We start from the raw sequence: 16,379 nt of genomic DNA, 5'->3' as shown, positions 1-16,379 counted from the left end.
CACAGGACATCTTTCGATGTTCCGCACTCTTGCTGCTATCCTTTGGGACACTCGATCGCACTTTGGAGAAATTGTATCGACGCTCCAAACTGCTGAATTTTTTAAGTGCTAGATTGAGGCGCGATCGCACCATTGCCCTGCACGATCGCATCCTTTCACTAAACGTTGACTTTCTTCACTTTCAGGCTCTTGAGATATTCGGTCGGATTCGCCGCATCGAACTTCGTGCCATCGAAGAAGGTTTCAACGCCACGGGTCGTTTCTTTGGGGACATCTGCATCTGCAATTCCTGCTTCTTTCGCAGCTTCTTTCCAAAGATCTTCCCGATTGGTTTTATCCACCAATGCTTTCACATCGGTTTCTGCTGGAATGATGCCCCAGCGAATGTTCTCGGTCAGGAACCAGATATCGTGGCTCTTGTATGGGTAAGACACGCTGCCTTTGCTGTCTTTCCAGTAGAGCGGACCCATCGCCGCATCGTTGATTTCGGGCTGACCGTCGCCCATGTTGTACCGACCCGCTAGCGGTGCTTCGAGAATGTTGACGGGCAGATTAAAGAATTCTCGTCCGCTGAGAATTTGAGCGAGTTCTTTGCGGTTTGCCTGATTGTCGCACCATTGCTGTGCCTCCATCATGCCTTTCAACAAAGCTTTAGCGGCTTTCGGGTGCTTGTCTACCCAATCGGCTCTCATGCCAAAGTATTCTTCGGGGTGGTCTTTCCACATTTGAGCGGTCAGAGCACCCATAAAGCCGATGTTGTCTGACAAAATGCGGAAGGGCCAAGGGTCGCCTGTGCTAAATCCGTCCATGGTTCCGGTCTTCATGTTCGCGACCGTTTGCGCTGGAGGAACGACGATGAGTTTGACATCGGTATCGGGGTTAATTCCACCTGCTGCCAGCCAGTAGCGAATCCACAATTCTTGGTTTGCACCAGGGAAAGTGTACGCTGCGGTGAACGGTGTGCCTTTCGAGGAAAGCTCTTTAAGATAATTGGCACCGCCTTTAGATAAGTCAAGGTGGAGATTTTTGCCGAGGTGCTTATTGGCGATCGCAATTCCATTTCCCTGTGTGGAAGTTTGCATCATCACGTACATCGGCACTTTCCGGTTATCGGTGATTCTGCCGTCTGCGATCGCGTAGGGCATCGGCATTTGGAATTGTGCGCCATCGATTCCGCCGCCGCCTGCGCCGATGACGATGTTATCGCGCAGTGCACCCCAAGACGATTGCTTCAGAACTTGCACATCGGTCATGCCGTACTTTTTGAAGAAGCCTTTTTCCACCGCCACAATGAACGGTGCCGCTTCAAAGATGGGCAAATAGCCGAGACGAGCGGTGGTGACTTCTGGAGCATCAGCGCCACCTGGATTCACCGCAGGAACAGCACCAGGGGAAGTGGGAGCCGTTGCAGTTCCTCCTCCAGAGCTTGGAGGGTTTCCAACACAACCTTTGAGCGCGATCGCACCGATTCCAGTGGCGGTCGCGGTGAACAAGAATCGACGGCGAGAATACTGACTCATAACACAAATCTCCTAACCAACAAAATCGCTATTTTTTGACATGAGAAGCCGTCAGGAGGAATCCCAAAGTGACAGCTTTTTGAGTAAGTGAAACTGAGTACAAATTGAATTGAATTCTCAACACAAATTCAGCGACCCAGTGGGCGCGAAGCCGTACAGTATCTCACGCTTTCTAATGTTTGGACGAACAGGTAGAAGCTGCAACCGAACGACATTTGTATCTGCGTTCAAGTATTCAATTAAGGAATAAACCTTGAAGAAATTTGCTGTTTCTTCTCTGATGAAAATCAGTTTATAGCCTTTTATGGTGATCTTGAACAGGTTAGGAATAAAACAATAAGAGTAATATCCAATCGATTCAATAAGTTTTTATTTTAAGTTGATTTTCTAGGTAATTCTTCTCACTTGTGTTGAGCAATTATCAGGATTGATTTTGAATGATACAAATCCTGGAAACGCCTGAAAGCTCGATTGAAAGAAGCTTTGAGGAAGCCAAATTAATTGAGACAGTACTTTTATTGAGATTACTTTGAGTCTATTAATCGCTTAGGTTTCGTTTCTAAACTTTCGTTTTTGAAAAGGTCTAAACTACTCGAATTTACGTGCTTATTGATTCTCTAAATAGATCAGAATCAATTCAAATTCATTTACATAACTTAATTTTTACGATCTCTATGAATTCAATCGAGAAACGCAGATCTAGAATCATTGAGTAGAACAAATTGCAAGGATTGAAAATGATGCGTTTCTTTTTATTAGCTGGAGCGATTCTTGCAGGAATTTCAGTTGCGGGAGGTGCTTTTGCAACTCATGCGCTGAGAGCCAAATTAGACGATCGCGCTTTAGAAATCTTTGAAACCGGAGCGCGATATCAGATGTATCACGCGATCGCATTAATTCTAGTCGCTCTTTTTATCCGACAATCCGAATTCTCAGATCCACTTTTAACCGCTTCAGGAATTTCATTTATCGCCGGAATTGTGTTGTTTTCTGGCAGTCTCTACGCTTTGTCACTGTCAGGCGTGAAAATTTTAGGCGCAGTAGCTCCGATCGGTGGAGCGGCATTTATGACGGGATGGGTTTGTTTAGCGATCGCGGCTTGGCGGTTGAAACCATAAGCTGAGAATTTGTGTCAGATTGAGGAAGTTCGATTCCTCCCCATCTTTATGTGTCGTTTGCTTGGTTATTTAGGGCAGCCTGTGTTGCTCGATCGTTTAGTTTCTCAATCCGATCATTCTCTTCTCGTCCAAAGCTATCAGCCCAAAGAAATGACAGCAGGGACGATGAACGCTGACGGTTTCGGCATCGGTTGGTATCATCCCACTCGTGAAACCGAACCGTTTACCTACCGCAGTACTTTACCAATTTGGAACGAGGTGAATTTACAAAGTTTAGGGCGATATGTCGAATCGGGTTGTGTGCTGGCAAATGTTCGCAGTGCAACAGCGGGACTCGCGACGGATTTAAGTAATACTCAACCGTTTCAATATGCGTCGATTCTGGGATTGCACAACGGATTTATCAAAGACTTTCGCCACACCTTGTATCGTCCGATGCGCGATCGCTTAAGTGACCTTGCTTATCAAATGGTGCAAGGATTAACCGATTCAGAACATATCTTCGCCACTGTGATCGATGAATTGGAATCAAGTGCTAGTCTCACCGATGCGTTACATCAGACCCTGAAAGTGCTGACGGAATTAGGTGAAAAACATCAGGTTCCGTTTTCTGCCAACCTGATTTTGAGTGATGGCAACCAGCTTGTCGCTTCTCGCTATGCTCAAGGCATTCCGACTCCGACGCTCTATTATTTGCAGAATGATCCAAAGTTTTCAGACTCAGTACTGATTGCATCAGAGCCGATGTTTGAGGGAAAGTGGAAAGCATTGCCCGATCGCTGTTTGTTGACCGTTGATCATGATTTTGAGCCAGATGTCACTCCGATCTGAGTTGCGCGATTCGATGCAGCAGTGTCGATCGAACACGCTAACTCTCATTCAATCGCTCGATTACGAAACCTTTTGCACTCAAGCACATCCTGATTTCAGTCCGATCGGGTGGCATGTGGGACATCTTGCTTATACTGAAGCGCTCTGGATTTTGCAGCGATGTGCCGGGTATCCGCCTGTGTTTCCTGAGTATCATCGATTGTTTGCTCAGGATGGTTTGCCGAAGTGCGATCGCGTTGGGTTGCCTGCGATTGAAACCGTTTTGGACTATTTGGCAGCGGTGCGATCGAAAGTATTGGATTACTTAGCGATCGCGCCTCTGGAGGAGCAGGAACGATTGTGGAAATGGTTGATCCAGCATGAATCACAACACGCCGAGACGATCGCGATCGTGCTTGCGTTGGTGGGATTACGGACTGCGATTGGGGCGGGTGGAAGCCCCCTAAATCTCCCACGAGTGGGGGACTTTGAATTGAAAGATGCTCAGAGTCGAGGGGGAATGGTTTTGATTCCGGCAGGTTCGTTTGTGCAGGGGAGTGATGCGATCGAGGCTCAAGATAATGAGCGTCCTGCACATGAAATTTATTTAGAAGACTATTGGATTGATCGACATCCGGTCACGAATGCAGAATATCGATCGTTCATCGAAGCAGGCGGCTATCAGAATCCGCAATGGTGGACTAAGCAAGGCTGGAAATGGCTTCAGGACGATCAAATCACCCATCCCCTCTATTGGTCATCCTCTTCAAAGTCCCCCATTCTGGGGGATTTAGGGGGCATTAGCCGCCTAAATCGCAGCGACAATTCTCCAGTCTGCGGTGTAAGTTGGTACGAAGCCGATGCCTATGCTCGATTTGTCGGAAAGCGACTTCCCACCGAAGCCGAATGGGAAAAAGCCGCTCAATTTCAAACTATGCTGGGTGAAGTTTGGCAATGGACGGCGACTTGGTTTGAGAGCTATCCCAACTTTGAAAGCTATCCGTACCCTGGCTATTCTCAAACTTATTTTGATCAGGCGCACCGGGTTCTAAAAGGTGGAAGCTGGGTTACTTTCCCGTGGGCAATGCGAAACTCCTTCCGAAACTGGTATTATCCGCACGTCCGAGAAATCTTCTCTGGCTTTCGCTGTGTTTCTGGTGTATGAGGAGTTCGCTGTGATGCAAGGCATTTCTGACCGCGTTCATTTAACCTATTTAATCGATCGTTCAACGCCATCTGATGACGAATTGCATCCCGGTAGCGATGTCGTTCTCGGATTGAGCCAAACCCCGAAAACATTACCGCCTCGATATTTTTATGACGATCGAGGTTCCCAACTCTTTGAGCAAATCACCGAACTTCCAGAGTACTATCTCACCCGCACTGAGACAGCAATTCTCAAATCTTGTGCGCCCGAAATCGCCCAAATCACGGGAGATTGTGAACTGATTGAACTCGGTAGCGGCAATTCGACAAAAACGCGACTTTTATTAGATGCGTATCGATCGGCGGGATTTCCGCTCGTTTATTGCCCGATCGACATTAGCGCCGGAATTCTCGAAAGTAGCGCTCACAGTCTTCTCCAGGATTATCCGGAGCTTGAAGTTTATGGACTGGTGGGAACTTATGAACTCGCCCTAGAGAAATTACCGAAAACGCATCTTCCGAGTCGCATGATCGGCTTTATCGGCAGTACGTTAGGCAATTTGAACCCCGAAGAATGTGACCTTTTTCTTGATCGCATTACCCACGCATTGAAATCGAAAGAATATTTTCTACTCGGAATTGATTTACACAAATCGACCGAACAACTCGAAGCAGCGTACAACGATCGACAAGGCATTACGGCTGAATTCAACTTGAATATGTTGCGACATTTGAACCAGCGATTTCAGGGAGATTTCGATTTAACGCAGTTTCAGCACATTGCAATTTACAACGAAACGAATCGACAAATTGAAATGCACCTGCGGAGTTTGCGATCGCAAATCATCCATCTCCAAGCATTAAATTTGACCGTCGAATTTGCCCAGGGTGAAACGATTCTCAGTGAAATCTCGCGAAAATTTGATCTCGATCAAATGAAAAAGCTGTTGACAGAAAAACAACTTCCCTGCATTCAAGTTTGGACAGATTCATCGGCTGCATTCGCCGTTTTACTGTGTCAACGTGCCTAAAGTTGAAAAAGTCGTGTTCGATCGTGACTTGGGCATTCTAAAGTGCATCCAGTACTCGACAAAATCGGGCAGTTCCACTGGTTAAATTTATTAGAAACTGCCCTTTTTTTGAAAAATCTATATAAACTGATATGGACAAACCCGGAAATCTGATCTTGAATATTAGTAGAATCACTGAAAAGATCAAAACATCCTGGATTGAGTCACGATTATCAGAATACGGTTTAGGAGAAGATTCGCGTTGCAATCCAGCATAAAGGTGAAGGGGAGATGAGTGAGACGACATCATTTTTAGGAGGCGCAGCACTCGCAGGACTTGCGGCTGTGATTTTACTGCGAGGAGGAGTGGGCAGCACGACTGCACCCGTTCTCGCTCCGTCTCAGCCTCTCCCAAACTACGGCTATTCTGTTCAGCCGGGTATGCCTGCTCCCACGGTTCCCCCCACCACAACTGGAACCGATGTAGACAAACAGCGGGCAGAAACCGAACAACTCAAAGCATTAGTTGAGCAGCAACGAGTTCAAACCGAGCAACTCAAAACCCAACTTCAGAGCCAGCAAGCTTTAATTGAAACGCTAAACGCTCAGAATAAAGCCGCTTTAGCGAATCCACCGAAGCCCGTCAATCAAGGAATTGAGAACAATCCTGTATTCTCGAATCTGCTTTGGATGTTGGGCGGTGTGATTCTCACCTTTGGAGGTGGGATTGCGCTGGTGGGAATGTTCGTCCTGTTTGCCAAACAGCAGCGACCTTCCCGCACGATCGAGGTGGTGCACGATGAATATCCGGGCTATTTGTCGAATCGTCGCCGGACTCAGATGTTGCCTGCTCGTCGATCGATTCGTCGCGTTGAAGCAGAGGAAATCGATTAGTAGTACAGTGTGAAGTGGCTTTTTGCAACTTCACTGCCCAATGTATAAAGCAATTCTCAAAAGCTGGTATCCGATGCAGCGGCGATCTACGCCTTATCTGTTTCTGTTGCCAGCTTTGATCGTGTTGGGGTTCACGGTTTTTTATCCGGCACTGCAAGCGTTTTATCTGAGTTTTACAAGCTATGACTTGATCGGAGAGCCTCAGTGGATCGGATGGAAAAATTTTCAGCGATTGAGCCGCGATCCGGTATTTTGGCAAACGTTACGAAATACGTTGCTGTATTTGGTGTGTGTCGTTCCAGTTTTAGCGATCGCGCCTCTCGCTCTCGCCATTCTCGTCAATCAGAAAATCCGGGGGATTCGCTGGTTTCGAGTCGCATACTACACACCTGTAATTATCTCGATGGTGGTGGCGGGAATTGCTTGGAAGTGGCTTTACTCAGATAACGGTTTGCTAAATCAGTTTCTCAGAGCGATCGGCTTTGAGGGTGTGCCGTGGCTGACTGATCCGAATCTTGCCCTATTCAGCGTGATGGTTGTGACCATTTGGAAAGGGTTGGGCTACTACATGGTGATTTATCTTGCGGGATTGCAATCGATTCCGGTGGAACTTTATGAAGCGGCTGCGATCGATGGTTCTGATGGATTTCGCAAGCACTGGGATATTACGATTCCGCTAATGCAGCCTTATTTGTTTCTCGTAGCGGTGATTTCAGCGATTTCTGCAACGAAGGTGTTTGAAGAGATTTTCATCATGACGCAGGGCGGTCCGTTGAATAGCTCGAAAACGATCGTGTTTTACGTGTATGAGCAGTACACGAAATTGGAGATTAGCTATGCCTGTACGATCGGGCTTGTGATGTTTTTGATTATCTTGATGTTGTCGATCGTGCGGTTGGCGGTGCAGCGATCGACAGACAGTTTAGGAGACACTGAACTCGATCAGCCTTCGACCATACCGCGATAAGCATCAGCAGACAAGGCACTTTCAAGCTCAGACGGATCACTCACCTGAACTTTGATCAGCCAGCCAGAAGTGTAAGGATCATCGACTAATTTTTCTGGGGTATCGACCATTTCCGTATTCGCTTCTAAAACCGTTCCAGTGACAGGAGATTTCAGATCTTCCACGGCTTTCACCGACTCCACCGTGCCGAAATTCTCGCCTTTTTGCACCTCAGTTCCTGGCTCCGGGAGTTCCAGAAACACAATATCGCCTAGTTGGTCGATCGCGAATGCAGTAATGCCGATTGTGGCAGTATCACCATCGAGTTTGGCGTATTCGTGAGAGTCGGTGTATTTCAGCGTGTCAGGATAATCGAATGCCATGAGCGGATCGGGGGTCAAATTTCAATCTCTATTCTATTTGGTTGCGCGATAGAACGGACGCTTAACCACGATCGCGCCATAATTTTTCCCCCGAATGCCGATTTCTACAAGTTGACCAGGCTTTGATAATTCAGTTGGCACGTATCCGAGTGCGATCGCTTGTCCAACTGTTGGTGACAGAGTGCCGCTCGTAACGATTCCGACTTCTTCACCGTCAACAAAAATCGGGTAATCGTGCCGCGCAATATTCCGCCCCTGCATTTGTAAACCTACGAGCCGTTTTTTGACTCCATTTTGTTTTTGATCTTCGAGAATTGATCGACCAATAAAATGCCCTTTCGTATCCAGATGCACGAGCCAGCCTAATCCCGCTTCGAGCGGTGTCGTCGAATCGTTGATATCTTGTCCGTAAAGTGCCATTGCTGCTTCTAATCGCAGCGTGTCCCGCGCTCCTAACCCACAAGGAACAATTCCCGTATCGAGTAGCGATCGCCAAAGTCCGATCGCGCACTCTGCATCAATCATGACTTCAAATCCGTCTTCTCCGGTGTAGCCCGTTCTGGCGATGAAGGCAGGATGACCGAGAATCTTGGTTTCTAAATGTCCAAAAGGTTTGATATGAGAGAGATCTTGATCAACGATCGCATTTAAATGTTCAACCGCTTTTTTACCTTGCACAGCAATCAAAGCTTTGGAATCAGACAGATCTCGAAAGTCAACACCGTTTAAATTCGCTAACATCCAATCGCGGTCTTTCTGAGTCGTTGCCGCGTTCACGATCACCGTCCAGTGATCGTCTCCTTGATAGTAAAAAATCAAATCATCGATAATGCCGCCTTGTTCATTCAGCAGCACCGTGTATTGAGCTTGTCCGGGCTGTAAACGGCTCAGATCGGACGGAACCAGCCGCTGAATTTGAGTCAGCACGTTTTTGCCACTGAGCGTGAATTTGCCCATGTGGGAAATATCGAACATTCCAGCATCCGATCGAACAGCGTGATGTTCTTGAGTAATGCCACCAAATTGAACAGGCATTTCCCAGCCAGAAAACCCAACCATTCGGGCATTGAGCGAAACGGCTAAATCATACAACGGGGTACGGCGCAAAGAATTCAAGGGAGCAACTCACAACAAAAAGACATCATTCCAAAGTTATCATTTCTCGCAATTTTGATTTGTGAATGTATTCTAGATTGCAAACGCCTCGAAATTTTCCTCGATCGATCCCCAATTTGAATTCTCTGCCCGAAACCCCTTGTCAACTTTGCCATCCAGACAGAAACTAAGGGTGGGAGTCGAAGTGGAAGTGCGAGGTTATTTTGTGAAAAAGGTATTAGCAATCATCTTGGGAGGGGGCGCTGGAACCCGTTTGTATCCGTTGACCAAGCAACGAGCCAAACCCGCCGTTCCCCTTGCTGGAAAGTATCGACTGATTGATATTCCAGTGAGTAACTGCATCAACTCAGAAATTTTTAAGATCTACGTTCTAACGCAATTTAATTCTGCCTCGCTTAATCGCCATTTGAGCCGCGCTTACAATTTCTCTGGCTTTAATGAAGGCTTTGTCGAAGTTTTAGCGGCTCAACAAACCGCTGAAAATCCCAATTGGTTTCAAGGTACTGCTGACGCAGTTCGTCAGTATGTTTGGCTGTTTCAAGAGTGGGATATTGACGAATATCTGATTCTTTCGGGTGATCATTTGTACCGGATGGATTATCGCGAATTTGTGCAGCGGCATCGCGATACAGGTGCAGATATTACGCTTTCTGTGGTGCCGATGGATGATGAGCGTGCCTCAGATTTCGGATTGATGAAGATCGACCAGGAAGGACGAGTGATCGATTTTAGTGAAAAGCCGAAAGGCGATGCGCTAAAAGCAATGCAGGTCGATACAACGGTGCTCGGTTTAACCGCAGAAGAAGCACTTCAGAATCCCTATATTGCTTCGATGGGGATCTATGTTTTCAAGAAAGAAGTGTTAGAAAGGCTGTTAAAAGAAGCACCCAATCAAACCGATTTCGGCAAAGAAATCATTCCCAGTTCATCCGATCGCTATAACGTTCAAGCGTATTTGTTTAACGATTATTGGGAAGATATTGGAACGATCGCGGCTTTTTACGATTCCAATCTTGCTCTGACTCAGCAACCTTATCCGCCGTTTAGTTTCTACGACGAGCAATCTCCGATTTACACTCGCCAGCGTTTCCTGCCTCCGAGCAAGTTCCTCGATTCTCATGTGACCGAATCGATCATCGGTGAAGGCTGCATTCTGAAGAATTGCCGGATACATCATTCGGTGTTGGGAGTTCGATCGAGAATCGAAGCGAATTCAGTGATCGAGGACGCGCTGATTATGGGTGCTGACTTCTACGAAGGTCACGCCGAACGGAAATCAGGAATTGATTGCGGTACTCCAAAAGTTCCTTTAGGCATCGGGTCTGACACGATCATTCGTCGGGCAATTATTGATAAAAATGCTCACATTGGCTGCAATGTTCAAATCGTGAACAAAGATCGAGTTGAGGAAGCCGATCGAGAAAATATGGGTTTCTATATTCGCAGTGGAATTGTCGTCACGTTGAAAGGTGCAATTATTCCCGACGGAACCATCATCTAAGGTTCATCTCATTCTGTTAATCGGCTTACCAGGGAGCGGGAAATCGACTTTTGCCCGCTCTCTTCATTCGCACATTATTTCAACCGATGCCATTCGCGCTCAATTGTTCGGTGAAGAAGCGATTCAAGGCAGTTGGTTAAAAATTTGGCTAGAAGTTCGATCGCAGTTTGATCAAGCCGTTCATTCGATTCAACAAGGCGAAATCGAATTCGCGATTTACGATGCGACCAATGCGGTGAGAAAACAGCGAAGAGCCGCGATCGCATTAGCGAGAAAATGCGGATTTACGAAGATTACCGGAGTTTGGATCAATCCCTCGATCGAGGTTTGTTTGGAGAGAAATAAAGCGCGATCGCGAGTCGTTCCAGAAGCAGTCATTCATCGGATGGCACGTCGATTATATGGCGCACCACCCGCATTAGATGAGGGATTAGATGAATGTATTTGGTGTGACTCAATCCAAAGCTGCCAGCGACATCTTCTTCTGTAAGGTTTGATTTGTCTTCGTTAAAATTGAGAGTTTCTGGAGTGTTTCTTGAGCCAGCATCGCGAACGATCGCGATCCCGCAGTTCCCGGATTTGCTAATACAACCGGACTGAAACTATCGATCGCTTTCGACACATTCACATCTGACGGAATCCGCGTCTTAAATAATTTCGCTTCACTGAAATCCTCATTCAATCGCTTCATCACTTGCCCGTAATAACGACCCGTCAAAATGTTATTACCGGACAGTGAAAACACAATGCCCAACATTTCTAATTCAACTTCAGTCGTATCTGTTTTATGCGTCTCTTTCAACTTATTAATTCGACGCTCTAAAAGCTGAATTCCAATTAACGAAAGTGGCTCAGGTTTCGCGGGAATCAGATAGAAATTACTCGCTAACAATGCACTTCGAGTAATCAAGTTATAGCCCGGAGCACAATCGAGAATAATGAAATCGTAATCTTTCTCGATCGGTTCTAACACTTTCCGAATCAATTGCTTCTCGAAGATATTCCAAACCTGCTCAAAATCGGTTTCACCTTTCTGTAGTGCCGTTTTGTGCAACAGTTGAGACACCAAAAATTCGTCATACAAATCAATATCACCGGGCAACAGATCGAAGCCTTTCAACTGACAAACATATTTATGAATCGCATCTGGGACGATTTGCGGCAATTTTGGGTCAGACGCGATCGCACGATTAATCAAATTCCTCAACGTCCGCTTATCATTCCGCAGTTTGGCGAAATCCGCAGGCGGCATCAAGCTCAACGTCGCGCTGATCTGCGTATCGAGATCAACCAAGAGAACACGCTTTTGGTGGAATTTTGCTAGACAAGTCGCCAAATTGACGGACAGCGTTGTTTTACCAACTCCGCCTTTCATGTTCGTCATTGCGATCGTATACGTCATGCTCGCCTCCGATGATTCGTCAAAATCGCTACCCGGACATTTGGGACATCATACAGCGTTCTGATTTACCAGTGACAAAATCAAATTGAAATGCCCTGCGAAAACTTCACGATCGCGAATTTTACGTAATCGTACGGAACTAATCTAAAAATGAATTTATCACGATTACTACGAATCCGTTGTCGAGCAGTGCAATGCAGGAGTTTGAAGAAAATCCCCCGTTAGAATTTGATCCGGAGCAGTGCCGCAACGAAAGCGAAGTCGAAAGCAAATTGATTGTGCAATACCTTTTACCTGCATTGGGCTATCGTCCGAATGATTGGCATCAGGAAGTGGCAGTCGGAAGCATTCGGCTCGATTTTCTGGCGTTTGCAGCACAGGTGATTCCATTTGTATTAGATGCGAATTCACCGTTGAGCGTGGCAATGGAGGCAAAAAGTCCAAAGCAAAATTTGGATCTGCACGTCCGGAAATTGGGTCGGTATCTGAGCAGTTTGAATATCAGATATGGCTTGTTAACCAATGGCAAGGAGATTAGAATTTACGCGAGAAATCAGGAGAAAATTCAACTGGTTTTTCAATGTAGAGGTCGAGGGATTCAGAATGAATTAAACACAATAAGAAGTCTAATCGGGCGGGAAAATCTGAAAAATCAGGCTGAAGAAACCACAAGCGATCGAGCGAACTCAGAAGCAAGTAGGAAACACGAAATGAAAGTCATCGCGATTTATCACAACAAAGGCGGCGTTGGTAAAACAACGACTGTCACCAATCTAGCAGCGGCGATTCGGAAACGAGGAAAACGAGTTTTAATCATCGATTTAGATAGCCAAGCTAACACAACGTTTGCAGCTGGATTGATTAAGTTTGAGGACGAAGAATCTGACAATCTAAAGTCATGCTACGTTTATCATCTTTTAAAGTCTGAAGAGCTTTTTTCAGTTTCAGAGGTTGCAAGAAAAGCAGATTTTTGTGATCCGCCAATTCATGTTATTCCAGCCCACATTCAACTGATGGAAAAAGAAGTGGAACTAGGGCGGCTGGACTTTACTAGAGGCACATTGGTAGAAAAGCTGAAAGCCGCTGAATCAGACTACGATGTTGTAATCATCGATACTCCTCCCTCACTGAATCTCTACTCAAAGATCGCGCTAATTGCGTGTGACTATCTAATCATTCCTTCTGACCTCAAACCTTTTGCTAATCAGGGACTACAAAATGTAGGTACATTTATCAAAGAGCAAAATTCATTTCGTCGATATGTCGGCAAACCTGCGATCGAGATTTTGGGAGTACTGCCGAGTAAAATTTCAACAAACGCAAAATTCTTTCAATCCACGTTTCCTAAACGAAAAGCAGCGATTAATCGCTACGGTTTCAATGTTTTAGATAGCGTGATTTCTGAGCGAGAAGATTTAGCGAAATGCGCTGAACTGAGTTATACGATCGATGACCAGGAAATTCCCGATCCAAAGTCTGTTTTTGACTTTAAACCTGATTCTCCCTCGGCTCAAGAGTTCGATGCGCTTGCAACTGAAGTTTTGCAAAAAATAGGAATGATGGTATGAGCTTAAATCCGTCTCTGATTCCCGTTAAAAAAATTACATCCAATCAATCCCGATCAAACTTTTCTCAAGACGTACTCGAACAAGCCGCAAAAGCAATTCTTGAAGCAGAAGGAACGATTAATCCGATCGTAGTGCGTCAAGTGAGCCTACGTGAATTTGAAGTCATTGAAGGACATCTAGAATATTACGCGGCAGTTCGCGCCCGTGAGATTGATCTAGGACGTGGTGAAATGATTGATGCGATCGTCGTTCAGCCCGAAAACGAAGAGGCGATTCTAGACCAAATCAAACTGCTCAGAAACCAACCTAAAACGGCTTCCGCAGTAACTCCGCCTGTCGATTCATCTGATCGAACGGCGAATTTGGAGAAATTTATCGAACAGCAATTCAGTGACCTTCATCAGAAGCATATTGAGGAAAAGAAAAAGCTAGAATCGCTCATTCGAGAAGTTCAAGAACATCTCCCAAAGCCTTTAGAACCGTTGATTTTTTTCAATACAGCCCCGATTCGAGAGCTATCCTCTCGATTTAAGCGCATTGGATTAACGGGCAAGACTGCGGAAAAGGTGATTTCTGCGATCGAATCCGAACGCAAAAACGGAGACTTCACTTCACTCATTGATGTGAGAAAGCGCGTCAAAGGATTAAGCGAGACACGCCTACTGAGTTTGATTGAGGATAGTTGATTACGGCTTTTTCCGAACGCCGCTGAGTTTCAACACATCTTCCATCGTTGAACAATAATTCTCCATCCCAAACGTTGCTGGACTGACCGGATTCAAATGAGTGAAATGCCGATAGCGTAAAGCAAATCGATCCCATTCACCGACCTGAATCCGGAATAGAAAGATAATCACATCTGCCAGCCACACGAGCGGAATTCCAATCAGCGGCTTCGTTCCGAGATACTCACACACTTCTTCGATCGCTTGATTAACCGTGATCTTCGGATTCCCCAATACAATATTTTTCTCAGCAGGCGGACGATCGACGAAATGCCGCACCACTTGAGCAATGTCATGTCCATGAATAAAGTGAAAGCTGCCGTCTGCTTGAAACAGCCGAATCAGTTTCGCCCACTTCGTCACATCAGGAATTCCAGCCGTGATCGCTGAGTAAGGATATTGTTCTCCACCACCGATTACCAGTGTTGGGAATAGTTTCGTAATTTTGGGCGCGATCGCCAAATTCGCTAATTTTTCACAGCAAAGATACTTCGATTTCAGATAGTCATTCCCGATCTCCATCGCTTCGGGAAGGAGTTGATTTTGGCGATCGAGAATACTAGCCGTTGAAAAATAGATCACCTGCTCGATCCGGTCTGCATCCAGCATCGAGAGCAATTCCAAATTCTTATCCACATTCACCGATTGAACGCTGTCCCCACCCCAAGCGGTTGCCGCCAAGATTGCACAATCGATCGTCTTCAACAACTCTCGATGCTGCTCGATCTCACTCATATCCGACTGAATCACCGTAATGCCCGATCGAGCCGTGACATCGATTTTCAGCTTATTCGCATCTCGGACGAGCAAAAACAATTCATGCGGAGTCTGTTGAATGAGCGCTTCGACAAGATAGTGACCAATGCAACCACTAGCACCTGTCACAAAGATTCGCTTGGTCATTGAGGGAATGAAGGATGAAGGACATGATTCGTGTGTGAGGAATCCCTTTGAATTAACAGAATAAACGGATTCTGCAACTTCTGATCTCCTAACTGCCCTTCATCCCGCAATTTTCATCAACGAGTGGCGGTCAGCAGTTGATCCACCTGTTTCGCCGTCTCAAAGAAGTGAGCCGCGTTTTCCTCCGGGGTATTCGGGAGAATGCCGTGTCCGAGGTTTAAAATGTGTCCTCGGTTGCCCGCTTTCCGAATCGTGTCAAGAATACGATCGCGAATAAAGTCCTTCGATCCAAACAACACACCCGGATCAAGATTCCCTTGCACCTTTACCTCTTTTCCAAGTCGCGCCCGTGCATCCGCCATATCGACCGTCCAATCGATCGTTAAAATATCCGCGCCCGCTTTCGCCATGCGTTCGAGCAGTCCTGCGCTTCCAGTGACCAACAGAATCAACGGCGTTTCAGGGTGCACCTGTTTGATCTTGCGGAACACTTGCTGTTGATACGGCAGCGCAAAGGTATCGTAATCTTGGGGGCTGAGTTGTCCTGCCCAAGAATCGAACATTTGGATCACTTGAGCACCGCAATCGATTTGATAACAGGCATAAGTCGCGATCGCATCTGCCAGCTTCGACAACAATTGATGCAAAATTGCTGGATCAGAAAACGCCATATTCTTGATAATCGAATAGGTTTTCGATCCTTTTCCTTCCACCGCATACGCCGCGAGTGTCCAAGGTGCTCCCACGAATCCGAGAACGGTTGCCTCGTTCTTCACTTCTTCGCGCAGAGACTTCAAAATCGTTTTGATAAACGGCATCGTCTCTTCAGGAACCAGCGGATGAAGGCGATCGATTTGCGCCTGAGAGCGAATCGGATCAGCGATAATCGGACCTTTTCCTTCTGCGATATCCATCTCGATGCCCAATCCTGGCAAGGGAGTGACGATATCCGAGAACAAAATCACACCGTCCGGTCTAAATGCTCTCCAAGGTTGCAGCGACACCTCGATCGCGACTTCTGGAATTTCAGAGCGTTCGCGGAATGATGGATAGCGATCGCGCAAATCTCGATAGGCTTTCATGTAGCGACCAGCCTGTCGCATCATCCAAACTGGGGGACGTTCCAACACTTCACCCCGTGCAGCCCGTAACAAAAGTGGAAGTTGCGAAGAACCCGTCATGCAAGAAGCCTCTTAATAAATCCTTTTGTTTTCTCCGTTTCCTAGCCTATCACTGAGCGGATCGCTCCTCGTCGCAAACCCAATCAATGTAACGGTTTTGAAATATTCCCTCTATCAAGTGGAGTGTGTTCGCCGTTGCGGAATGGCTCTATTAAC

At 46.4% G+C, this 16,379-nt stretch carries 16 protein-coding genes; 10 read left to right on the top strand and 6 right to left on the bottom strand.

All coding sequences use genetic code 11. The features are described 5' to 3' along the window. Window positions 1-158 precede the first annotated feature (158 nt). Window positions 159-1,520, bottom strand: coding sequence for a CmpA/NrtA family ABC transporter substrate-binding protein (locus NIES2104_RS16775; protein ID WP_058999435.1), 1,362 nt, complete (start codon window positions 1,518-1,520; stop codon window positions 159-161). Window positions 1,521-2,257: 737 nt separating this feature from the next. Here NIES2104_RS16775 and NIES2104_RS16770 point away from each other — a divergent pair. The 6 genes from NIES2104_RS16770 (at window position 2,258) to NIES2104_RS16745 (ending at window position 7,465) form a co-directional block, all read left to right on the top strand. Further along, on the top strand, window positions 2,258-2,638 hold the full coding sequence (locus NIES2104_RS16770; RefSeq protein ID WP_058999434.1) for a DUF423 domain-containing protein: 381 nt from the start codon (window positions 2,258-2,260) through the stop codon (window positions 2,636-2,638). Between the two features lie 48 nt (window positions 2,639-2,686). After that, entirely contained in the window at window positions 2,687-3,469 is a 783-nt protein-coding gene (egtC, locus tag NIES2104_RS16765) for an ergothioneine biosynthesis protein EgtC (RefSeq protein ID WP_058999433.1), read from the top strand. Then, the gene (locus tag NIES2104_RS16760) at window positions 3,453-4,613 is read left to right on the top strand and encodes an ergothioneine biosynthesis protein EgtB (protein WP_225895254.1); all 1,161 of its coding nucleotides are present in this window, start codon (window positions 3,453-3,455) and stop codon (window positions 4,611-4,613) included. The genes egtC and NIES2104_RS16760 overlap by 17 nt, the downstream gene beginning before the upstream one ends. Window positions 4,614-4,626: 13 nt before the next feature. After that, entirely contained in the window at window positions 4,627-5,625 is a 999-nt protein-coding gene (gene egtD / locus NIES2104_RS16755; RefSeq protein ID WP_059001824.1) for an L-histidine N(alpha)-methyltransferase, read from the top strand. Between the two features lie 270 nt (window positions 5,626-5,895). After that, entirely contained in the window at window positions 5,896-6,498 is a 603-nt protein-coding gene (locus NIES2104_RS16750) for a hypothetical protein (protein ID WP_058999431.1), read from the top strand. Window positions 6,499-6,538: 40 nt separating this feature from the next. Continuing rightward, the gene (locus NIES2104_RS16745; protein ID WP_058999430.1) at window positions 6,539-7,465 is read left to right on the top strand and encodes a carbohydrate ABC transporter permease; all 927 of its coding nucleotides are present in this window, start codon (window positions 6,539-6,541) and stop codon (window positions 7,463-7,465) included. Here the strand turns inward: NIES2104_RS16745 and gcvH are convergent. Together gcvH and gcvT are read right to left on the bottom strand one after the other, a co-directional pair. Beyond that, complete coding sequence (gene gcvH / locus NIES2104_RS16740; RefSeq protein ID WP_058999429.1) at window positions 7,441-7,827, bottom strand: glycine cleavage system protein GcvH; 387 nt, start codon at window positions 7,825-7,827, stop codon at window positions 7,441-7,443. The genes NIES2104_RS16745 and gcvH overlap by 25 nt on opposite strands. Before the next feature lie 33 nt (window positions 7,828-7,860). Continuing rightward, window positions 7,861-8,943 carry a glycine cleavage system aminomethyltransferase GcvT gene (gcvT, locus tag NIES2104_RS16735; RefSeq protein WP_058999428.1) on the bottom strand — a complete coding sequence of 361 codons (1,083 nt, stop codon included), beginning with the start codon at window positions 8,941-8,943 and terminating at the stop codon, window positions 7,861-7,863. Window positions 8,944-9,148: 205 nt separating this feature from the next. On the opposite strand from gcvT, the gene NIES2104_RS16730 reads away from it, so the two are divergent. Both NIES2104_RS16730 and NIES2104_RS16725 read left to right on the top strand, forming a co-directional pair. Next, on the top strand, window positions 9,149-10,444 hold the full coding sequence (locus tag NIES2104_RS16730; RefSeq protein WP_059001821.1) for a glucose-1-phosphate adenylyltransferase: 1,296 nt from the start codon (window positions 9,149-9,151) through the stop codon (window positions 10,442-10,444). Continuing rightward, entirely contained in the window at window positions 10,413-10,934 is a 522-nt protein-coding gene (locus tag NIES2104_RS16725; protein WP_058999427.1) for an AAA family ATPase, read from the top strand. Before NIES2104_RS16730 ends, NIES2104_RS16725 begins: the two co-directional genes overlap by 32 nt. On the opposite strand, the gene NIES2104_RS16720 is transcribed toward NIES2104_RS16725, so the two are convergent. Then, window positions 10,899-11,846: a ParA family protein gene (locus NIES2104_RS16720; RefSeq protein WP_058999426.1), complete on the bottom strand. Its 948-nt coding sequence runs from the start codon at window positions 11,844-11,846 to the stop codon at window positions 10,899-10,901. The genes NIES2104_RS16725 and NIES2104_RS16720 overlap by 36 nt on opposite strands. 194 nt (window positions 11,847-12,040) lie before the next feature. Between NIES2104_RS16720 and NIES2104_RS16715 the strand changes: the two genes are divergently transcribed. Continuing rightward, the gene (locus tag NIES2104_RS16715; protein ID WP_058999425.1) at window positions 12,041-13,414 is read left to right on the top strand and encodes an AAA family ATPase; all 1,374 of its coding nucleotides are present in this window, start codon (window positions 12,041-12,043) and stop codon (window positions 13,412-13,414) included. After that, window positions 13,411-14,100: a ParB N-terminal domain-containing protein gene (locus NIES2104_RS16710; RefSeq protein WP_058999424.1), complete on the top strand. Its 690-nt coding sequence runs from the start codon at window positions 13,411-13,413 to the stop codon at window positions 14,098-14,100. The genes NIES2104_RS16715 and NIES2104_RS16710 overlap by 4 nt, the downstream gene beginning before the upstream one ends. Here NIES2104_RS16710 and NIES2104_RS16705 read toward each other — a convergent pair whose 3' ends face one another. Then, window positions 14,101-15,042, bottom strand: a complete 942-nt coding sequence (locus tag NIES2104_RS16705; RefSeq protein ID WP_058999423.1) for an NAD(P)-dependent oxidoreductase — start codon at window positions 15,040-15,042, stop codon at window positions 14,101-14,103. Between the two features lie 116 nt (window positions 15,043-15,158). Beyond that, entirely contained in the window at window positions 15,159-16,223 is a 1,065-nt protein-coding gene (gene hemE, locus NIES2104_RS16700) for a uroporphyrinogen decarboxylase (protein ID WP_058999422.1), read from the bottom strand. Window positions 16,224-16,379 lie beyond the last annotated feature (156 nt).

It is taken from the genome of Leptolyngbya sp. NIES-2104, assembly GCF_001485215.1.
Taxonomy (GTDB): Bacteria; Cyanobacteriota; Cyanobacteriia; order Leptolyngbyales; family Leptolyngbyaceae; genus Leptolyngbya.
This window is presented reverse-complemented; position numbering and strand designations above follow the sequence as displayed.